Annotated in this window: 19 protein-coding genes and 1 pseudogene; 9 read left to right on the top strand and 11 right to left on the bottom strand. The window is 58.9% G+C overall.

Annotation, left to right across the window (positions count from 1 at the left end):
• Window positions 1-67: 67 nt before the first annotated feature.
• From LOY55_RS07900 to gcl, 7 genes and pseudogenes are all read right to left on the bottom strand, one after another.
• Window positions 68-892, bottom strand: a complete 825-nt coding sequence (locus tag LOY55_RS07900) for an ion transporter (protein WP_046032868.1) — start codon at window positions 890-892, stop codon at window positions 68-70.
• A gap of 21 nt (window positions 893-913) precedes the next feature.
• Entirely contained in the window at window positions 914-1,828 is a 915-nt protein-coding gene (locus tag LOY55_RS07905; protein ID WP_046032869.1) for an urea transporter, read from the bottom strand.
• Window positions 1,829-1,943: 115 nt separating this feature from the next.
• Complete coding sequence (pyk, locus tag LOY55_RS07910) at window positions 1,944-3,359, bottom strand: pyruvate kinase (RefSeq protein WP_109786429.1); 1,416 nt, start codon at window positions 3,357-3,359, stop codon at window positions 1,944-1,946.
• Window positions 3,349-4,629 carry a glycerate kinase gene (locus LOY55_RS07915; RefSeq protein ID WP_223522598.1) on the bottom strand — a complete coding sequence of 427 codons (1,281 nt, stop codon included), beginning with the start codon at window positions 4,627-4,629 and terminating at the stop codon, window positions 3,349-3,351. The genes pyk and LOY55_RS07915 overlap by 11 nt, the downstream gene beginning before the upstream one ends.
• Window positions 4,630-4,801: 172 nt before the next feature.
• Window positions 4,802-5,691, bottom strand: a pseudogene (locus tag LOY55_RS07920) (2-hydroxy-3-oxopropionate reductase).
• A gap of 150 nt (window positions 5,692-5,841) precedes the next feature.
• The gene (gene hyi / locus LOY55_RS07925) at window positions 5,842-6,624 is read right to left on the bottom strand and encodes a hydroxypyruvate isomerase (RefSeq protein ID WP_109786430.1); all 783 of its coding nucleotides are present in this window, start codon (window positions 6,622-6,624) and stop codon (window positions 5,842-5,844) included.
• Between the two features lie 143 nt (window positions 6,625-6,767).
• A complete protein-coding gene (gcl, locus tag LOY55_RS07930) occupies window positions 6,768-8,543 on the bottom strand; it encodes a glyoxylate carboligase (RefSeq protein ID WP_077430648.1) in 1,776 nt (591 codons plus the stop codon).
• Between the two features lie 267 nt (window positions 8,544-8,810).
• Between gcl and LOY55_RS07935 the strand changes: the two genes are divergently transcribed.
• Both LOY55_RS07935 and LOY55_RS07940 read left to right on the top strand, forming a co-directional pair.
• The gene (locus tag LOY55_RS07935) at window positions 8,811-9,251 is read left to right on the top strand and encodes a heme-binding protein (protein WP_046032875.1); all 441 of its coding nucleotides are present in this window, start codon (window positions 8,811-8,813) and stop codon (window positions 9,249-9,251) included.
• 99 nt (window positions 9,252-9,350) lie between these two features.
• Window positions 9,351-10,421, top strand: coding sequence for an alpha/beta hydrolase (locus LOY55_RS07940; protein WP_109786431.1), 1,071 nt, complete (start codon window positions 9,351-9,353; stop codon window positions 10,419-10,421).
• 74 nt (window positions 10,422-10,495) lie between these two features.
• Here the strand turns inward: LOY55_RS07940 and LOY55_RS07945 are convergent, their stop codons facing one another.
• The gene (locus tag LOY55_RS07945) at window positions 10,496-11,101 is read right to left on the bottom strand and encodes a TetR/AcrR family transcriptional regulator (protein ID WP_109786432.1); all 606 of its coding nucleotides are present in this window, start codon (window positions 11,099-11,101) and stop codon (window positions 10,496-10,498) included.
• A gap of 134 nt (window positions 11,102-11,235) precedes the next feature.
• Between LOY55_RS07945 and LOY55_RS07950 the strand changes: the two genes are divergently transcribed.
• Window positions 11,236-12,150, top strand: coding sequence for a DUF808 domain-containing protein (locus LOY55_RS07950; RefSeq protein WP_223522599.1), 915 nt, complete (start codon window positions 11,236-11,238; stop codon window positions 12,148-12,150).
• Window positions 12,151-12,280: 130 nt separating this feature from the next.
• A complete protein-coding gene (locus tag LOY55_RS07955; protein ID WP_223522600.1) occupies window positions 12,281-12,661 on the top strand; it encodes a DUF805 domain-containing protein in 381 nt (126 codons plus the stop codon).
• A 79-nt stretch (window positions 12,662-12,740) separates the two neighbouring features.
• Here LOY55_RS07955 and LOY55_RS07960 read toward each other — a convergent pair whose 3' ends face one another.
• Both LOY55_RS07960 and LOY55_RS07965 read right to left on the bottom strand, forming a co-directional pair.
• Window positions 12,741-13,529: a VacJ family lipoprotein gene (locus LOY55_RS07960; protein ID WP_046032879.1), complete on the bottom strand. Its 789-nt coding sequence runs from the start codon at window positions 13,527-13,529 to the stop codon at window positions 12,741-12,743.
• A complete protein-coding gene (locus LOY55_RS07965) occupies window positions 13,522-14,820 on the bottom strand; it encodes a serine/threonine protein kinase (RefSeq protein ID WP_046032880.1) in 1,299 nt (432 codons plus the stop codon). The genes LOY55_RS07960 and LOY55_RS07965 overlap by 8 nt, the downstream gene beginning before the upstream one ends.
• 223 nt (window positions 14,821-15,043) lie before the next feature.
• On the opposite strand from LOY55_RS07965, the gene LOY55_RS07970 reads away from it, so the two are divergent.
• Window positions 15,044-15,412, top strand: coding sequence for a hypothetical protein (locus LOY55_RS07970; RefSeq protein ID WP_046032881.1), 369 nt, complete (start codon window positions 15,044-15,046; stop codon window positions 15,410-15,412).
• Window positions 15,413-15,535: 123 nt separating this feature from the next.
• Here LOY55_RS07970 and LOY55_RS07975 read toward each other — a convergent pair whose 3' ends face one another.
• On the bottom strand, window positions 15,536-17,131 hold the full coding sequence (locus tag LOY55_RS07975) for a beta (1-6) glucans synthase (RefSeq protein ID WP_223522601.1): 1,596 nt from the start codon (window positions 17,129-17,131) through the stop codon (window positions 15,536-15,538).
• A 34-nt stretch (window positions 17,132-17,165) separates the two neighbouring features.
• Between LOY55_RS07975 and LOY55_RS07980 the strand changes: the two genes are divergently transcribed.
• From LOY55_RS07980 to LOY55_RS07995, 4 genes are all read left to right on the top strand, one after another.
• The gene (locus LOY55_RS07980; RefSeq protein WP_223522602.1) at window positions 17,166-17,312 is read left to right on the top strand and encodes a hypothetical protein; all 147 of its coding nucleotides are present in this window, start codon (window positions 17,166-17,168) and stop codon (window positions 17,310-17,312) included.
• Between the two features lie 119 nt (window positions 17,313-17,431).
• Window positions 17,432-18,283, top strand: a complete 852-nt coding sequence (locus LOY55_RS07985; RefSeq protein WP_046032883.1) for a glycine betaine ABC transporter substrate-binding protein — start codon at window positions 17,432-17,434, stop codon at window positions 18,281-18,283.
• Window positions 18,284-18,534: 251 nt separating this feature from the next.
• Window positions 18,535-18,846, top strand: coding sequence for a DUF485 domain-containing protein (locus LOY55_RS07990; protein ID WP_109786436.1), 312 nt, complete (start codon window positions 18,535-18,537; stop codon window positions 18,844-18,846).
• Window positions 18,843-20,501 carry a cation acetate symporter gene (locus LOY55_RS07995; RefSeq protein ID WP_046032885.1) on the top strand — a complete coding sequence of 553 codons (1,659 nt, stop codon included), beginning with the start codon at window positions 18,843-18,845 and terminating at the stop codon, window positions 20,499-20,501. Before LOY55_RS07990 ends, LOY55_RS07995 begins: the two co-directional genes overlap by 4 nt.
• Window positions 20,502-20,769: the final 268 nt, after the last annotated feature.

Genomic DNA, 20,769 nt, shown 5'->3' on the forward strand with positions numbered 1-20,769 from the left:
TTGAGGCAATTTGCCAGCGACTATAACTGGGCTCGCATAGAGCCTTAAAGATTAAAAAGCTCTTTGCTTATTCCTGTTTTTTGAACAGCGCATTGCCGCAGCGAGAGCAGAACGATGCTTCCTGTTCATGGTTGTCTTTGGTACACACCGGGCAATCGTGATGCAACTGGCCACCGCGCATGGCCGTGGCCAGTTCGGCGGTGAAGATCCCGGTGGGTACGGCGATGATCGAGTAACCGGTGATCATCACCATCGACGAAATCACCTGGCCCAACGCGGTCTTGGGCACGATGTCACCATAGCCGACGGTGGTCAGCGTCACGATCGCCCAGTAGATGCCTTTGGGAATGCTGGTGAAGCCATGTTGCGGGCCTTCAACCACATACATCAGGGTGCCGAACACCGTGACCAGGGTGCAGACGCTGAGGAGGAACACGAGGATTTTCTGCTTGCTGCCGCGCAGGGCATCGAGCAAGTAATGGGCTTGCTTGAGGTAGGGACCGAGCTTGAGCACGCGGAAGATGCGCAGCATCCGGATCACCCGAATGATCAGCAAGTACTGGGCGTCGCTGTAATACAGCGCGAGGATGCCCGGCACGATGGCCAGCAGATCCACCAGGCCGTAAAAACTGAACGCGTAACGCATGGGTTTGGGCGAGCAATACAGGCGCAGGAAGTACTCGCCCAGGAAAATCACCGTGAAGCCCCACTCGATGGCCGCCAGCAGGCCGGCGTAGTTCTGATGAACGTCATCGATGCTGTCGAGGATCACCACCACCAAGCTGGCGAAAATAATCAGCAGCAGGCTTGAGTCGAAGCGCCGTCCGGCGACGGTGTCGGTCTGGAAAATAATCACGTAAAGGCGATTGCGCCACGTGTCGTTGCTGTTCATTCAAATCGCCTTGGCCGCTAATCAGCGCAGCCTAGGTTGATTCTCCCCGGGAACGCAAGGCGCGCTTTCGACCGTGGCTTTGCCGAGCATCTGCACAACCGTGCGGATCAACCAGCCTGCGAGAATGAACGGCGCGGTCAGCGTGGGCAGGCCGATGGCGGCAAACACCGGCGTCAGTAACAGCGCCAGGCCGATGCCCACCAACGGCAGCCACGGTTGGCGACGCTGTGAGCTGAAGGCGAGGGCGGCGAGTACGGCGTTATAGCTCCCGAGACCGAGCAATGCGCTGTAGAAGTCGTGGTGCAACATACTCCAGCCCATGCCCGCGACAGACGCCAACAACGCCCAGCAGAATGCACGGCGATCTGCGATCAGCAAACCGACGGCAATCATCGCACCGGCCAGTGGATGGCCGAGGAACATCACCTGACCCACGCCTTTGAAGGGGGCGGCGAGCATGTTCAGCGTGTTGATTTCGATCAAATGCGCCGTTGTCGAGGGCGTGGCGAAGCACAGCAGCAACCAGCCCAGCCCGACGAAGGGCGCCGTGTAGGCCGGCAGGCATTGGCTGACCCGGACGCGCTTGAGCCACTGCTGGGTGATCATCGCGCTCAGACCGCCGGCGGCCAGAATTAGCGGTGGCATCATCGCCGACCAAGGGAAATACAAACTCAGCAACAGACCGAGCAGAACGCCGTTGTAGCTGAACAACCCGGCCTGACGATCAGCCTTGGCATAGTTGCGGCGTTGCGCAGTGAGCAAACCGGCGACACCGCCCAGCAGCGCACCGCCGAGCAACGTCGGCGCGGTAAACAGAATCGCCAACAGGCACAGCAGGCCGCACAGCGGATTGCGCTGGAGGAAGATCTGACTGAAGCCGTTGAGCAACGCTTCGGCCCAGTCGGGACAGTGGGTGTTGAAATGGTGGGCAGGCATTTTAGTTCAGTGTGTCAGTGGGACCGTGTCGCCTGCATCGCGAGCAAGCTCGGCTCCTACAGGTCCTCAACGAACCGTAGGAGCCGAGCTTGCTCGCGATGAGGCCGGATAGGCGCTAAATCAATGTCTCGATACGCAGTGAGTTAGTCGATCCCGGCTGCCCAAACGGCACACCTGCCGTGATCAATAATGTATCGCCACGCTTGGCCATGCCCTGTGCCTGGGCGATTTCCAGCGCCGTCGAGCACACTTCATCCACTTGCCGCAGTCGGTCATTGACCACCGAATGCACGCCCCACGCCACGGTCAAGCGGCGCGCGGTTTGCAGGTTCGGTGTCAGGTTGAGGATCGGCACCGTCGGCCGTTCCCGCGCCGCACGCAAGCTCGAGGTGCCGGACTCGCTGTAGTTCACCAGCACGGCCACCGGCAGCACGTTGCTGATGCGACGAATCGCGCAGCTGATCGCATCGGACACCGTCGCCTCGGCTTTCGGTCGGCTCACGTCAAGTTGTGCCTGATAGTCCGGGCCGTTTTCCACCTGGCGGATGATCTTGCTCATCATCTGCACGGCTTCCAGCGGGTACTCGCCGGAGGCGGTTTCCGCCGACAGCATCACCGCATCCGCACCTTCGGCCACGGCGTTGGCCACGTCGGTAACCTCGGCCCGGGTCGGGGCCGGGGAGAAGCGCATCGACTCCAGCATCTGCGTGGCCACCACCACCGGTTTGCCTAGCTCGCGGCAGAGGGTGATGATGTTTTTCTGAATCTGCGGCACGCTTTCGGCGGGCACTTCCACGCCGAGGTCGCCACGCGCCACCATGATCGCGTCGCTCAACTCGGCGATTTCCCGCAGTTGCGTCACGGCCGATGGCTTCTCGATCTTGGCCATCAAAAAGGCCTTGTCGCCGATCAGTTCGCGGGCTTCGCGAATGTCTTGCGGACGTTGCACAAACGATAGCGCGACCCAGTCCACACCCAACTCCAGACCGAAGCTCAAGTCGCGGCGATCCTTGGCGGTCAGCGGGCTTAGGTCCAGCACCGCTTGCGGCACGTTCACGCCTTTGCGGTCCGACAGTTCGCCGCCATTCAACACGGTGGTGTCGATGGCGTCGGAGTACTTGGTGACCACTCGCAAACGCAGCTTGCCGTCGTCCAGCAGCAAGTCCATGCCCGGCTCCAGCGCCGCGATGATTTCCGGGTGAGGCAGATTAACGCGGCGCTCGTTCCCTGGCGTCGGGTCCAGGTCCAGTCGCAGGGCCTGACCGCGATGCAGTTGCACCTTGCCCTCGGCAAACTTGCCGACCCGCAGTTTCGGGCCTTGCAGGTCCATCAGAATACCCAGCGGATAATTAAGCTGGCGCTCGACTTCACGAATCCACTGGTAGCGCTGTGCGTGGTCGGCGTGATCGCCGTGGCTGAAGTTCAGGCGGAAAATGTTGACCCCGGCCTGCACCAGTTCGCGAATGTCGTCGATCCCGTCGGTGGCGGGGCCGAGGGTGGCGAGGATTTTAACCTTCTTGTCAGGCGTCATTTTTTGGGTTCTCGAGAATCAGGATGGCGCGGAAGTCGTTGACGTTGGTGCGGGTCGGCTCAGTGACGATCAGGGCGTCCAGTGCCTCGAAATAACCGTAGCCATTGTTGTTGTCCAACTCGTCGCTGGCGCTCAGGCCCAGCGCCGTGGCACGGGCGTAGCTGTCCGGGGTCATGAGGGCGCCGGCGTTGTCTTCGGAGCCATCGATGCCGTCGGTGTCACCGGCCAGGGCATACACACCGGGCAGGCCTTTGAGGCTGTCGGTCAGGCTCAGCAGGAATTCGGCGTTGCGCCCGCCACGGCCATTGCCGCGCACGGTCACGGTGGTTTCACCGCCCGACAAAATCACACATGGCGCCGCCAGTGGCTGGCCGTGCAGGACCACTTGCCGCGCAATGCCGGCGTGAACCTTGGCCACTTCACGGGATTCGCCTTCCAGATCACCGAGGATCAGCGGGCTGAAACCGGCCTGCCGCGCTTTCACGGCGGCCGCTTCAAGCGATTGCTGTGGGCGGGCGATCAACTGGAAGTGGCTGCGGGCCAGGCTCGGGTCGCCGGGTTTGACCGTCTCCGATTCCGGGCTTTGCAGCCAGTTGCGCACAGAGACCGAAACGTCAATGTCGTAGCGCTTGAGGATCGCCAGTGCTTCGGCAGAGGTACTTGGGTCGGCCACGGTCGGACCGGAGGCGATGACCGTGGCGAGGTCGCCCGGTACATCGGAAATCGCATAGGTATAAACAGTGGCAGGCCAGCAGGCTTTGCCGAGACGGCCACCCTTGATCGCCGAGAGGTGCTTGCGCACGCAGTTCATCTCGCCGATGGTCGCGCCGGATTTGAGCAGGGCTTTGTTGATTGATTGCTTGTCGACGAGGGTGATGCCGGCCGCCGGCAATGCCAGCAGGGCAGAGCCGCCGCCCGAAAGCAGGAAGATCACGCGGTCGTCTTCGGTCAGGTTGCTGACCAGTTCAAAGACCCGTTTGGCAACGGCCTGACCGGCAGCGTCCGGCACTGGGTGGGCCGCTTCGACCACTTCGATTTTTTCGCACGGGGCACCGTGACCGTAACGGGTCACCACCAGACCGCAGACTTCACCCTGCCAGCAACGCTCGACCACCTGGGCCATGGCGGCCGCAGCTTTGCCGGCGCCGATGACGATCACCCGACCGCTACGGTCTTTGGGCAAATGGGCTTCGAGGACTTGCTGTGGGTGGGCGGCGTCGATGGCTGTGGCAAACAGCTCGCGCAGGAATTGTTGCGGATCGACCGACATGGCGGGCTCCCGGAATTCTTGTTATTGGGGTTATCGAACGTGCACGATCCCTGTAGGAGCAAGGCTTGCCCGCGATGCAGACGCTGAGGTGTTTCTGCTGCACCGAGGCGATTCCATCGCGGGCAAGCCTTGCTCCTACAGAGGGCCAGTCAGGCCCTCTGTAGCGCAGGGCTTACTTATCGCGAATCGAGAAATTCGCCATGTGCTCCAGGCCCTTGATCAGCGCCGAGTGGTCCCAATTGCTGCCACCAATGGCTGCGCAGGTGCTGAACACTTGCTGGGTGTTGGCGGTGTTCGGCAGGTTGATGTTCAGTTCCTTGGCCCTTGCAGGGCCAGGTTCAGGTCCTTCTGGTGCAGGCTGATGCGGAAACCCGGATCGAAGGTGCCTTTGATCATGCGCTCGCCGTGTACTTCGAGGATCTTCGAGGAGGCGAAACCGCCCATCAGTGCTTCACGCACCTTGGCTGGATCAGCACCGTTCTTCGAAGCGAACAGCAGGGCTTCAGCCACCGCCTGAATGTTCAGCGCCACGATGATCTGGTTCGCCACTTTCGCGGTTTGACCGTCGCCGTTGCCACCGACCAGGGTGATGTTCTTGCCCATGGCCTGGAACAGCGGCAGGGCGCGTTCGAAAGCATCGGCATCGCCGCCGACCATGATGCTCAGGCTCGCCGCCTTGGCGCCGACTTCACCGCCGGACACCGGTGCGTCGAGGTACTGGGCGCCTTTTTCATTGATTTTGGCGGCGAAAGCCTTGGTGGCAGTAGGCGAGATCGAGCTCATGTCGATGACGACTTTGCCTTTGCCAACACCGGCTGCAACGCCGTCGGCGCGGAACAGCACGTCATCGACCTGGGGGGTATCCGGCACCATGACGATGATGAATTCGGCTTCTTGTGCGACTTCTTTCGGGTTCGCCAGAGCAACGGCGCCGCCAGCAACCAAGTCGGCAGGGGCAGCGTCGTGGTGCGCCGACAGGAACAGGCTGTGGCCGGCTTTCTGCAGGTTCAACGCCATTGGGTGGCCCATGATGCCGGTGCCGATAAATCCGATTTTAGCCATGAGAAAATCCTCTTGTTTTTGTCTTGCTCAAGCAAATAGGGGGCGTAGCTTTTTGTAGGAGTGAGCCTGCTCGCGATTCAGCCGCTGCGGTACATCAGGTGTACCAAGGTGATTTCATCGCGAGCAGGCTCACTCCTACAGGGATCGGTGTCAGATCGCGTTATGGGTTTTCAGCCAGCCCAGGCCCGCTTCAGTGGTGGTCAGCGGCTTGTATTCGCAACCCACCCAACCCTGATAACCGATGCGGTCAAGGTGTTCGAACAGGAAGCGGTAGTTGATTTCACCGGTGCCCGGTTCGTTGCGCCCAGGGTTGTCGGCCAACTGGATGTGGTTGATTTCGCCCAGGTGCGTGGCCATGGTGCGGGCCAGGTCACCCTCCATGATTTGCATGTGGTAGATGTCGTATTGCAGGAACAGATTGGCGCTGCCGACCTGTTCGCGAATCGACAGGGCTTGCGCGGTGTTGTTCAGGTAGAAACCCGGGATGTCGCGAGTGTTGATCGCTTCCATCACCAGTTTGATGCCCACCGCTTGCAGCTTGTCTGCTGCGTATTTGAGGTTGGCGACGAAGGTTTTTTCCACGGTGGCATCGTCCACGCCTTGTGGGCGAATACCGGCCAGGCAGTTGACCTGGGTGTTGCCCAGCACTTGCGCGTAAGCAATGGCGAGGTCGACACCGGCGCGGAACTCTTCAACCCGATCCGGCAGGCACGCGATACCGCGTTCGCCCTTGGCCCAGTCACCGGCTGGCAGGTTGAACAGCACTTGGGTCAGACCGTTGGCATCCAGCTTGGCCTTGATCTCGGCGGAGCTGAAGTCATACGGGAACAGGTATTCGACACCACTGAAGCCGGCCTTGGCGGCCGCTTCGAAACGGGCAAGAAAATCTTGCTCTGTGAACAGCATGGACAGGTTGGCTGCGAAACGCGGCATGGTGGTCTCCTGTAAAAATAGTTGCCTGTAGCAGCTGCCGAGGCACGAGGCTGCGTTGGGCTGCGAAGCGGCCCCCGAGGGCGGTCCTGCGGACACGCAACGCAGCCTCGTGCCTCGGCAGCTGCTACAGGTATCAGGTCTTCTTAATCAAGCAACGAAATCGCCGTTGGCGCATCGTTGCCGACCAGCGCCAGGTCTTCGAATTCGTTGACGGCGTTGATCTCGGTGCCCATGGAAATGTTGGTCACGCGCTCCAGAATAATCTCGACAATCACCGGCACCTTGAACTCTTCGATCAGTTCCTGAGCCTTGCGCAGGGCAGGCTGGATCTGGCTTGGTTCAAACACGCGCAATGCCTTGCAGCCCAGGCCTTCGGCCACTGCGACGTGATCGACACCGTAACCGTTGAGTTCCGGAGCGTTCAGGTTATCGAAGGACAGCTGCACGCAGTAGTCCATGTCGAAACCGCGCTGAGCCTGACGAATCAGCCCCAGGTACGAGTTGTTTACCACAACATGGATGTACGGCAGTTTGAACTGCGCGCCGACTGCCAGCTCTTCGATCATGAACTGGAAATCATAGTCGCCCGACAGCGCCACGACCTTACGGGTCGGATCCGCCTTGACCACGCCCAGTGCCGCCGGAATGGTCCAGCCCAAGGGACCTGCCTGACCGCAGTTGATCCAGTGACGCGGCTTGTAGACGTGCAGGAACTGCGCGCCGGCAATCTGCGACAGGCCAATGGTGCTGACGTAGCAGGTGTCTTTGCCGAACACCTGGTTCATTTCTTCGTAGACGCGCTGCGGCTTGACCGGCACGTTGTCGAAGTGAGTCTTGCGCTGCAGGCTGGCTTTGCGCTGCTGGCAGTCTTGCAGCCAGGCGCTGCGGTTTTTCAGCTTGCCGGCGGCTTGCCATTCACGAGCGACTTCAATGAACACGGTCAGCGCGGCTGCGGCGTCAGAAACGATGCCCAGGTCCGGGTTGAACACGCGGCCGATCTGCGTCGGTTCGATATCAACGTGAATGAACTTGCGGCCTTCGGTGTACACGTCGATCGAGCCGGTGTGGCGGTTGGCCCAACGGTTGCCGACGCCCAGTACCAGGTCGGATTTGAGCATCGTCGCGTTGCCGTAACGGTGCGAGGTTTGCAGGCCGACCATGCCCACCATCAACGGGTGATCGTCCGGGATGGTGCCCCAGCCCATCAGGGTTGGAATGACAGGGATGCCGGTCAGTTCGGCGAACTCGACCAGCAACTCGCTGGCGTCCGCATTAATGATGCCGCCACCGGCAACCAGCAATGGGCGTTCAGCCTGATCGAGCATGGCCAGGGCCTTCTCGATTTGCACGCGGTTAGCGGTGGGCTTGGCCAACGGCAGCGGCTGGTAAGCGTCGATGTCGAATTCGATCTCGGCCATCTGCACGTCGAACGGCAGGTCGATCAGCACCGGGCCTGGACGGCCGGAGCGCATTTCGTAGAAGGCTTTCTGGAACGCATAAGGCACCTGGCCCGGTTCCATGACGGTGGTTGCCCACTTGGTCACTGGCTTGACGATGGTGGTGATGTCGACAGCCTGGAAGTCTTCCTTGTGCATACGGGCGCGGGGTGCCTGGCCAGTAATGCAAAGGATTGGAATCGAGTCGGCCGAGGCGCTGTAGAGCCCGGTGACCATGTCGGTACCGGCAGGGCCGGAAGTACCGATGCACACGCCGATGTTGCCGGCCTTGGTGCGGGTGTAGCCCTCGGCCATGTGCGAGGCGCCTTCAACGTGGCGAGCGAGGACGTGATCGATGCCACCGACCTTCTGCAGGGCGGAGTACAGCGGGTTGATTGCAGCACCCGGGATGCCAAAAGCGGTATCAACCCCTTCACGGCGCATCACCAGAACGGCGGCTTCGATTGCTCTCATTTTGCTCATGGTTTTGTGCCTCTTACGTTTTGTAATTGTATACAAGTGGCTTTGCGCAGAGTGTATTCACGGCGGACGGCGCAGGTCAATCCATTTTCTCAAGCGACTGTTTCATTCGTCGGAAGCCCTTTAACGTGTGGCTTTTCGTCGCATGTGGCGCTTTTCGATAATTATTGTATACAAAAAAATAATTCATTGTGTTCTATTTGTTGCATCGGACTGCGGCACAACGGCGCAGCCCAACGGCTTTCCGAAAAACAAAATGAGGACGGCACCATGAGCGCTTTAACCTTGAAAGTCGCAGTCAACCTGATCGATCAGGCCATCTCTGCCGGGCGTGCAATCTCTGCAGCTCCATTGACCATTGCAGTACTGGATGCCGGCGGGCACCTGATCACCCTGCAACGCGAAGACGGCGCCAGCCTGCTACGCCCGCAGGTCGCCATCGGTAAGGCCTGGGGCGCCATTGCCCTGGGCAAAGGCTCGCGTCTGCTGGCGCTGGACGCACAACAACGCCCGGCGTTTATCGCGGCGTTGAACAGCCTGGGGCAGGGCAGCATCGTGCCGGCACCGGGTGGTGTGCTGATTCGCGATCTGGCAGGGAACGTGCTGGGGGCGGTCGGCATCAGCGGGGATCTGTCGGATGTTGATGAACAGTGCGCGATTAGTGCGATCGAGGCGTTGGGGTTGACGGCGGATGCTGGGGTAACGGCTTGATGTGAATTAAATCGATACTGCCGGCAGGACGCTGGTGACGAAGCGGGGCGGCCTCTATAGACTGCCGCCCCTCTCGTTTTTGTATCAAGGAAGATATGCGTGAAGACGCTGTTTGGCATCACCCTGGCTGCGGCCATGACCCTCTGCCCCCCTTTTCTGCACGCCGACGAAGCGCTGGACGCCGATGAAATCGCTTTCCAGGCGCTCAGTCCTGTCGTCACTGCGTTGCTCAACGCCGAAGATGCAGAAGAGCTAATGGCCCGGGCTGAAAAACTGGAAGGTACCGACACCTTGCAGGCTATTGCTGTTTACCTGGCGGCGAGCCGCGAAGAACCCGAGCAGTTGATAGCGCCTTATCAGGTGGCGGCGCTGTTTGCCCGTCGCGGTGACAACAAGCTGGCGGAGCGCTTTTTGAAGGAAGCCGATGACCGCGGCATGTGGTTCGGTCCACTGATGGCGAGCGACGAGGACTTTGCCGATCTGCGCCAGACATCCACCTACAAGAACGTGTTGGCCAATGCCCAGCAACGCTATCAGAAAATTGCCCTAGGCAAGGTCGGAGCTATTTCAGTGCTCAATCCTTCCGCCACTATTCCTGTGCCCGCCGCGTGTCGGCCGGTGGTGGTCTGGTTGCACGGGTATGGCGTGAACGGTGAAGTCGATGAGGATTACCAGCCACTTGCGGACACCGGTGCCATTATCTTGGGCATTAATGGCACTGAAATGATCAATTCTGTCGACAGCTTCCGCTGGATCGGCCCGGGTTTTGAGGGCACGCATAAAGCGGTACAAAACGGTCTGAAGGAGCTGGCGGTGCAGCAATGCATCGACCGCAAACATGTTTACCTGATGGGCTTTTCTCAAGGCTCACAGCATGCCGGAGCGTTGTTGGCGCAACATCCGGATGATTACGCAGGCGCATTGTTGCTGTCACCCGGCGGTATGCAACCGACACCGACCACGAGCAAGGCGCGTGGCAAAAAGGTGTTTGTGATCAACGGGAAGATGGAAGGACCGGGCAACTTGCAAATGAGTGCCGATTTTCGTGCGTTATTCAGTGAGGGTAACGAGGTTAAATCCATTACCCATGATGGCGGGCACACGTTTCCGGACGGCTGGAGAACATCACTCCCGCAGGCATTGCGCTGGATGATGGGCGGTGAAGTTTAGGCTCAAAGATCGCAATCTTCGCCAGCGCGCGACTGCTGCATGGGCCGGTGATCTTTTCGCTTTGAACCGGTCTGTCAGTCCGGTTCACACCCCTTGAGCACCAACCGGATAATCGTCTGCGCCGCTGCTTCATAATCGGCCTCATCCAGTTTGGCTTTGCCGGTGATGGCGGTGATCTGCCAGTCAAAGTCGGCATAGGTCTGGGTCGCGGCCCAGATGCTGAACATCAGGTGGTTAGGGTCGATGGCGGCGATCTGGCCGCGGTCGATCCAGGTTTGGATGCAGTCGATGTTGTGTCTGGCCTGGCTGTTGAGTTGTTCGACCAGGTCGGCGCTCAGGTGCGGGGCGCCGTGCATGATTTCGCTGGCGAACACCTTGGAAGCGAAAGGCAGGTCGCGGGAGATGCGGATTTTCGAGCGGATGTAGCCGCTCAGCACTTCGCTGGGCACACCTTCAGGGTTGAACGGTGTCGAGGCCTGCAGAATCGGCTCGATGATACTTTCCAGGACCTCGCGGTAGAGGTTTTCCTTGGATTTGAAGTAGTAGTAGACGTTGGGCTTGGGCAATCCCGCCTTGGCTGCGATGTCGCTGGTTTTGGTCGCAGCGAAGCCCTTGTCGGCAAATTCTTCACTGGCGGCACGCAGGATCAGTTCTTTGTTGCGCTCGCGGATAGTGCTCATAAACCAGGGGGTTCCTTGCCTGTTCTGGCGGTTGCGCATGGTATCACCGGCCTCGCGCGCCGCTCAAGAATGCCCCGTGTGGCACTCGGCCGCGCTATGCTGCGCAGCATTCATTCAAGAAGGAAACCTGATTCATGGCAGGAAGCAGTTTGCTGGTGCTGATCGATGACATCGCCGCTGTGCTCGACGATGTGGCATTGATGACCAAAATGGCCGCCAAGAAGACCGCCGGTGTACTGGGCGACGATCTGGCGCTCAATGCCCAGCAGGTCAGCGGCGTGCGGGCCGAGCGGGAAATCCCGGTGGTTTGGGCGGTCGCCAAGGGCTCGTTTCGCAACAAACTGATCCTGGTGCCGTCAGCGTTGGCCATCAGCGCATTCATTCCGTGGTTGGTCACCCCATTGTTGATGGTCGGCGGCGCGTACCTGTGTTTCGAAGGCTTCGAGAAACTTGCCCACAAATTTTTGCACAGCAAGGCCGAGGATCAGGCTGAACATGCAGAGCTGGTCGAGGCTGTTGCCGATCCGGCGGTCGATCTGGTGGCTTACGAACAGGACAAGATCAAGGGCGCGGTCCGCACCGACTTCATCCTGTCGGCAGAAATCATCGCCATCACGTTGGGCACCGTGGCGGGCGCCTCGCTGACCCAGCAAGTGATCGTGCTCTCGGGGATTGCCATCGTCATGACCGTCGGCGTCTATGGCCTGGTCGCCGGTATCGTCAAACTCGACGACCTCGGTTTGTGGTTGACCCAAAAGCCTGGGCAGATGGCGAAAAGCATCGGGGGCGGCATTTTGCGCGCAGCGCCTTACATGATGAAAAGCCTGTCGGTGATCGGTACGGCAGCGATGTTCCTGGTCGGTGGCGGGATCCTGACTCACGGCGTGCCGGTGATTCATCACTGGATTGAAGGTGTTGGCGCAGCGGCCGGTGGCGCCGGGTTTATCGTGCCGACCTTGCTCAATGGGGTCGCGGGGATTGTGGCCGGCGCGGTGGTGTTGGCGGGTGTGCTGGTAGCCAGCAAAATCTGGAAAGCGGTGAAAGGTTAAGGAACTCAAAGCGCCCACATTCCTTTCAGATTGTTCCTACAAGGCTATTTTTGGGGTTCTCGTAAACTGCGCTCCGCTATTTGGGCTGCAATGGCCTGAATAGAATTTCCGGTAGCGAAAGGGTTTAGGGATGAAGTGGTATTTGCAGGTGCTGAGGAAGTACGCCACGTTTAGAGGGCGCGCCAGTAGAGAAGAGTTCTGGATGTTCGTGCTCTTGGAGACTTGTTTTCTTGGCGTTTGGACGGCCATAGCTATTTGGACTGGCTTGATCCGTGAAATAGGTTTTCTTATTGCTGAACTTGTATATGGGCTTTTAACTGTATGTCCAAGATTGGCGCTGATTTGGCGCCGATTCCACGACATGAATAGAAGTGGACTGAATTTCTTCTGGGCAGGTATCCCTCTGATTGGGCCGTTTATTCTCCTGATTATGATGGCGGCAAGCGGGACGAAGGGAGAGAATAATTTCGGTCTGGACCCATTGGAGTCTGAAGTAGATCAGAAGGTGTAAACCTTATTCAGGACGGGACACAGGCATGAAAAAAGGCCATTCGACTCACATCGAATGGCCTTTTTTGTTGCCGCCGGAATTACTCGGCGATCTGCAACTTACGTGACTCGGTATACACGTAACGCACTTTCTCGTACTCGAACGGCGAGTTCAGCTGGCCATAGCGGAAGCGGGTCTGGTTGCGTTTGTCGATGCCGCGCAGGATCCACACTTCAGGATGATTGGAGCTGACTTCGGAGACGTTCAGGTAGTTGATCGCCGACTCTACGGTGAAGTCGACTGCCAGGCCGCCGGTGTCGCGGATGTTGGACGGCCCGAGAATTGGCAAGACGAAGTAGGCGCCGCCTGGTACACCGTAGAAGCCCAGGGTCTGGCCGAAGTCTTCGTTCTGGCGCGGCAGGCCCATGGCGGTGGCCGGGTCCCACAGGCCGGCGATGCCGATGGTGGTGTTGAGCAGCAGGCGCGCAGAGGTTTCCATCGAACGCTTGCCCTTGAGTTGCAGCAGGCTGTTCACCAGGTTCGGCACGTCGCCGAGGTTGTTGAAGAAGTTGCTCACGCCGGTACGCAGGAAGCTTGGCGTGACGTAGCGATAGCCGTCGACCACGGGCAGGAACACCCATTGGTCGAAGCGGTAGTTGAAGTGATACACCCGGCGGTTCCACTCTTCCAGCGGGTCATAGACGGCCAGTGCGTTGAGCGTCGAGCGTTCGAACTCGCGCTGGTCCAGCCCGGGGTTGAACTTGAGTTTGCTCAGCGGCTCCTTGAAGCCGTCATTGTCGATCACGACGGGGGCGTTGGCTTTGCTGTTGTCGGCATTGGCGACGCCTGCACAGAGTAACGCAGCGATAAGCAGGAGATATTTAGCCACGGAAGAACTCCAGCATGGCGTCGCTGTTGACGCGGTAGTTAAGGTTGCCGCAATGGCCGCCGAGTGGATAAACGGTCAAGCGATCGCCGAAGGTCTTGCGCAGGAAACCGAGGTCGCCCGGGCCCAGGATCACGTCGTCGGCGTTGTGCATCACAGCGATTTTCGGGCTGTCGTGCAGGTAGTCCTTGAGCGCATACAGGCTGACCTGGTCGATCAGTTGCAGCAGGCTGCCGCCGTCAGTGCGGGCACGCCACATCGGAATGACCTGTTCGGTGATGTAGCAGTCGAAGTCGCATTGCAGCGCACGCTTGAGAAACGGCGTGAGGCTGGTGCCTTCGGTGATCGGGAATTTCGGCGGCGTAATCAGGCCGCGACGGTTGATCAGGTCCGAGGTGAAGGCAATGTCGGCAGCCGAGAAACGGAATGAAGTGCCGATCAGCATGGCCATCTGTTCGTTGGTCAGGTGTTGCTTGGACTGCTGGAAGTCGTAGAGCAGGGCATCGTTGAGGTCGATGTAGCCTTTCTGCTGGAAGTAGCGGGTCAGCTTGTTCAACACCAGCTCATAAAACGTAGTGCTGCTGGTGATGCCCTTGACCTCTGTCTGGACCAGTTTGTCCAGGTTGGTGATCGAGGTGTACAGGTTGACTGGCGGGTTGAGCAGCAAGACTTTCTTGAAGTTGAAACTGCGGCGGGTTTCGTCCAGATGCGCGACAAACGCCGCGTCGAGGGCGCCCAGGCTGTAACCGGTCAGGTAGTAATCGGTGACCGGCAGATTCGGGTTTTGTGCCCGCACGGCCTGCATCACTCGATACATGTCTTCGGCATCTTCCTTGGTTATGCCGGGGGTGGCGAAGCGAGAGGCGGCGGCGATGAAGTCGAAACTGGTCGGCGACGAGAGTTGCACCACGTGATAGCCGGCCTGGTAGTAGAGCTTTTTCAGGTATTCGTTGAGGGTGCTGTCATAACGGGCACCGGTGCCGGCAATCAGGAAGATCAGCGGTGCGGCTTTATCTTGCGTAGCGATGCGGTAGGTCAGCTTCTTCACGGCCCAGAAGTTGTCTGGCAGTTCGAAGGCGCGCTCCGGGCGTAGCGTGATGGTTTCATCCCGCTGATTGATGTCGTCGTCCAGCGGCAATTCCGGACGCAGGTCCGGAGGTGTCGTTGCGATGGTCGCCTCGAACGGGTTGGTCAAGGGGTAGCCATAACTGGCGGCGTCGATATCGACTGCCAGTGCGGACGCACTCAATATAAGGCCGCAAAACAGGGCGGCGAAGCGCAAGGAACGGAGCATGACTAGATCCCTTAGAAGAAGGTGCTGAATAAAGTTCGCAGGCTAAGACCACTTGTATTGCGCCAAAGTGCCACGCATCGGCACCAAAGAGGCTTATTTTCGGGTAATAGTAGCTGGACGATACACTTTGCAGCGGTTTCCTTACCAATTATCTGTTGCTCGCGTTTGCATACCGCTGTCGGGGGATTAAGCTGGCCGCCGTTTTCCCCTATTGGAGTGTTTCATGTCCCGCCGTCTGCCCGTGTTTTTGCTGCTCGTTTTGCTGCCTTTATGGCTGGCCGCCAGTTACGGCGCGCGTTATGGCTTCATGGAGGATGGGCAGTGGGTGGGCATCTGCGTGGACGAGGCTAACCGCTGGGAATGTGGGGTGCGTTCGAATCTGGGCTTGATGATTCACTTCAACGTGCTGGGCTGGGCGGCGATTTCGGCAGCGGTGCTTGGCTTCGTGCTGCCGGGCCGGGCAGGTTGGTGGCTGGCGGTGCTGGCGCTGGTGTTCGGGTTCCCGGCACTGGCGTTGTACAACACGACGCTGGCTGTTTTTGCGGTGGTGATTGCGGGTTTGCGGTTGGTTCGGGCTTCTCGTAGCGCCTGATAAATCGTCATCGCGGGCAAGCCCGCTCCCACAGGGATTTTGTCGTACACAAATGCTGCATTCGCTGCAGAGTCCTGTGGGAGCGTGGCTTGCCCGCGATGAGGCCAGAAGCTTCGCCGACGTTTACCTGTTGCGAACCCGCAAACTGCGCCATAACGCTGCAACCATCAGCCCGCTCACCAGCGCCCAGCCCCAGGCTTGCTGGTTGTGTAAACCTTCACGGAACAACTGCGGCGCAATGCCAGCCCCGATGATGAAGGTCAGCAACGCAATCTCGCGACGTGGCACGCTCACCGGGCGGCACAGGTAAACCAACGCCGGCAGGATGAACGCGACACTCGGGAAGCTGCGATAGCGCGGATCGAACACCAGTTCCAGCATCATCACCGCGGCGGCAAATCCTGCCGCCGCGAGTAACCAGCCAGCCCGGCGCTCCAGCGCATTGAAGGCGCGCTCACGCCAACCCGTGCGGGCGCTCAGCGTCAGTGCGGCATGGGTCAACACCAGCAAATTCAACACCGTCAGCAGCGCCACCCACAGCCATTCGCTGGCAAACCGTGTGGTGACGCGAGCCAGATCACCCCACGCGCCAATCGAACAAGCCGCCAGTGCGCCGAGCAGTGGCAGTACCAACGCGGCGCGAGTGCTGCGAACGCGACCGCCAAGCATCAACGTGCCGAAAAAAATCACCACGCCCACCGCCAGCCACTGCGACCAGTACGGCACGTTCGACACCGGGCCTGCGAGCACGCCCTTGTCCTGGCGATCAGCGTCAAACAATCCCCAGTAGCCACCGACCGCACCTTCGCTGGCACGTTTCCATGGCTGGTCGAAGGCTTCGATCAGGTTGTAATGCCAGCCATGCTGTTCTGCCATCACGACAAAACCGCGAATGAACTTGGCTTCATTGACCCGGCTCGGCAGGGCGGTTTCCCGTTGGCGGCCTTCGCTCGGCCAACCGGTTTCGCCAATCATCACGTCTTTGGGCGCGAACTTGTTGCCGAAAACCTGGCGCACTTCGGCCACATGTTGCAGGGCCGCGTCGATGTTCGAGGGATCATCTTCCCAGTACGGCAGTAAGTGGATGGTCAGGAAGTCCACCGCCGGGGCGATTTCCGGGTGCTTGAGCCAGAACTCCCAGACGTCGGCGTAAGTGACCGGCTGCTTGACCTGACTTTTGACCTTGTTAATAAGCCTGGCCAGCTGCGCGCCGGTGACTTCTTTGCGCAGCAAGGTTTCATTGCCGACGATGACCGAGGTCACCACGTCGGCGTTGGCATTGGCCGAGGCGATCAGCAGGTCGACTTCTTTCTCGGTGTCCACCGGGTTGCTGTTGACCCAGGCGCCGATCATCAGTTTCAAGCCATGTTTGCGCGCCAGGTCGGGCAGGGCCTCGAGGCCGGTCATGGAATAGGTGCGGATGCATTCGAAGCTTTTGGCCAGCAGCGCGAGGTCGGCGTCCATGCGTTCCGGACGCAACTTGAACGGAACATCGAACGGCGATTGATCTTTGTCGAACGGGGTGTAGGAGGCGCATTGCAGTTTGTGTGTCGCGCTGGCCACGTCCGGCAGAATCACCGGTTTGCCGAGGCCGTACCAAAAGCCGCCGAAGGCAAACAACCCCAGCAGACAGGCGAACAGGTAAGCAAAAAAAGGAAAGCGTGATGTCGCGGGCATGGTCAGGCCGTCTGAGAGCAAAGCCGCGCATGTTACCTGCATTTCTCCCGGCTCAGGTGGCCTGCATGGTTTTGACATGCAAAGTTCGGGCGGGACGACCGAGGCGTTTGCGCCGCTCAAGATTAATGGCGTTCTGATGTCGTTTCTCGATGCCTTGATGTCGCTGGCAGAGCAGGTCGCTATTGTCGCGAGGTTGATTATCGAAGCATCAGTGCTCTCATAGATAAATCACGCTGATGTTCGAACGAGTTTGCGGTGGGCGTGATGAGGGCGCTGTGCACCATAACAATACGTTGACGCGACTCGGCATCCGTCGAGCGCAGCACTTTCGGGGAAGTAACGATGAAGATGCGACGACTTTTAGGTGCAGGTGCCGCTCTGGTGCTTGCGATTGGCTCCACCATGGCCAATGCCGAGAGCAAAACCCTGAGCATCGGTTACGTTGACGGTTGGTCCGACAGCGTCGCGACGACCCACGTAGCGGCTGAAGTGATCAAACAGAAACTGGGTTATGACGTGAAACTGCAAGCCGTCGCGACCGGGATCATGTGGCAGGGTGTGGCCACGGGCAAACTCGATGCCATGCTGTCGGCCTGGTTGCCGGTGACACACGGTGATTACTGGACCAAGAACAAGGATCAGGTCGTCGATTACGGTCCGAACTTCAAAGACGCAAAAATCGGCCTGATCGTGCCGGAGTACGTCAAAGCCAAAACCGTCGGCGATCTGAAAACCGACGACAGCTTCAAAAACCGCATTGTCGGCATCGACGCCGGTTCAGGCGTGATGCTCAAGACCGAACAGGCAATCAAGGACTACGACCTGACCGGGTATCAACTCAAGGCCAGTTCCGGCGCCGGCATGATTGCCGAGCTGACCCGTGCCGAGAAGAAAAACGAATCCATTGCCGTGACCGGATGGGTGCCGCACTGGATGTTCGCCAAGTGGAAGCTGCGCTTCCTGGAAGATCCGAAAGGCGTTTATGGCGCCGCTGAAACCGTAAACAGCATCGGCAGCAAAGAACTCGCCACCAAGGCACCGGAAGTGGCCAAGTTCCTGAAGAACTTCCAGTGGGCGTCGAAAGATGAAATCGGCGAAGTCATGCTGGCAATCCAGGATGGTGCCAAGCCGGAAGCCGCGGCGAAGGATTGGGTGGCCAAACACCCGGAACGTGTTGCCGACTGGACCAAATGATTTGATTTGACGCGTCTGGTCAGCACTTCTGAAGGCCGCTTGGCATAACCGCCAAGCGGCCTTTTGCGTTTCTGTAGGAGCCCGGCTTGCCTGCGATGGCGGTCTCAAAATCGCCATCGCCGGCAAGCCGGGCTCCTACAGGAAACAAAACAGTCATGTCGTTCTAATACTAAGGTCGTCTGGAACCTGTATCGCAGCCGCATAGAGTGGATAACGTTCTAACAATAATCTGTGCTGCGAGGATAAAAACAATGAACGACAGCATTTACCTCTCGATTCAAAACAGCCCGCGCTTCAAGGAGCTGGTCAGCAAGAGGGAGCGATTCGCCTGGATTCTTTCGGCAATCATGCTTGGGCTTTACTCCGGATTCATCCTTTTGATTGCTTACGGGCCGCAGGTGCTGGGGGCGAAAATCACCCCTGAGTCTTCGATTACCTGGGGGATACCCATTGGTGTCGGGCTGATTGTCTCGGCCTTTGTCCTGACTGCAATCTACGTACGACGCGCCAATGGCGAATTCGACGACCTGAACAATGCGATTCTCAAGGAGGCTCAGCAATGATCCGGCGTCTAATGGCTCTATTGAGCATCGCAGCCTTTGCCCCGGCCGTTTGGGCGGGTGAAGCCCTGACCGGCGAAGTGCATAAACAACCGCTCAACGTTTCCGCCATTTTGATGTTCGTGGCGTTTGTCGGTTTGACCCTGTGCATCACCTATTGGGCTTCCAAGCGCAACAATTCTGCTGCCGACTATTATGCGGCGGGCGGCAAGATCACTGGTTTCCAGAACGGTCTGGCGATTGCCGGTGACTACATGTCCGCGGCGTCCTTCCTGGGGATTTCCGCCCTGGTATTCACCTCCGGCTACGACGGCCTGATCTACTCGATCGGCTTCCTGGTGGGCTGGCCGATCATTCTGTTCCTGATCGCCGAGCGCCTGCGTAACCTGGGTAAATACACCTTTGCCGACGTGGCGTCCTATCGCCTGGGGCAGACCCAGATCCGCACGCTGTCTGCTTGCGGCTCGCTGGTGGTGGTGGCGTTCTACCTGATCGCGCAAATGGTGGGTGCCGGCAAGCTGATCCAGCTGCTTTTCGGTCTCGACTACTACGTTGCGGTGATTCTGGTCGGCATCCTGATGTGCCTGTATGTGTTGTTTGGCGGCATGCTGGCGACCACATGGGTTCAGATCATCAAGGCTGTGCTGCTGCTGTCCGGTGCCTCGTTCATGGCACTGATGGTGATGAAGCACGTCAACTTCGACTTCAGCACGCTGTTTTCCGAGGCGATCAAGGTTCACCCTAAAGGTGAAGCGATCATGAGCCCAGGCGGCCTCGTGAAAGACCCGATCTCGGCATTCTCCTTAGGGCTTGCGCTGATGTTCGGTACCGCTGGCCTGCCGCACATTCTGATGCGCTTCTTCACCGTGAGTGACGCGAAAGAAGCTCGCAAGAGCGTGCTGTACGCAACCGGCTTCATTGGTTACTTCTACATCCTGACCTTCATCATCGGCTTCGGCGCGATCTTGCTGGTCAGCACCAACCCGGCCTTTAAAGATGCGGCTGGCGCACTGTTGGGCGGTAACAACATGGCGGCGGTGCACCTGGCCAACGCGGTGGGTGGCAGTATTTTCCTGGGCTTTATCTCGGCGGTCGCGTTTGCAACCATTCTGGCTGTAGTGGCTGGTTTGACTCTGGCCGGTGCTACTGCGGTGTCTCACGACCTGTACGCCAGTGTGATCAAGAAGGGCAAGGCTAACGACAAGGATGAAATCCGCGTCTCGAAAATCACCACCATCGCACTCGGTGTGTTGGCGATCGGCCTGGGCATTCTGTTCGAAAGCCAGAACATCGCCTTCATGGTGGGCTTGGCGTTCTCCATCGCGGCGAGCTGTAACTTCCCGGTGCTGCTGCTTTCCATGTACTGGAAGAAGCTGACCACGCGCGGTGCGATGATTGGCGGCTGGTTGGGGCTGGTCAGCGCTGTGGGCTTGATGGTGCTTGGGCCAACCATTTGGGTGCAGATCCTGCATCACGAGAAGGCGATCTTCCCGTATGAGTACCCTGCACTGTTCTCGATGGCGATTGCGTTTGTCGGTATCTGGTTCTTCTCGGTTACTGACAAATCGACCGCAGCTGACAATGAGCGTGCGCTGTTCTTCCCGCAGTTTGTTCGTTCGCAGACTGGGTTGGGGGCGAGTGGGGCGGTTGCGCACTAAGGTTTCAGTGGTATTTATGTAAGTTGCGTTAAATATGAAATGCCCTGGTCGAGAGATCGGGGCATTTTTTATTGGGCGGTTATCGGTCTGAATTTGGTTTTTTGTCGAGGCGGCCTGATAGCCGGCCTGTGTTTTGGTTGGTTGAGTACATATCCGTTGCTGCGGTAATGGCGGCTTAGGGTTTCGCCCTTACGGCGAGTCACTTTTAACAAACGCCTTAAAAGTAACCAAAAGCGCTCGCCCCGAGCGTCCGGCCCCTCGCTAAGGC

Origin of the sequence: Pseudomonas sp. B21-040, from assembly GCF_024748695.1 — a bacterium.
In the GTDB taxonomy this organism is placed as follows: Bacteria; Pseudomonadota; Gammaproteobacteria; order Pseudomonadales; family Pseudomonadaceae; genus Aquipseudomonas.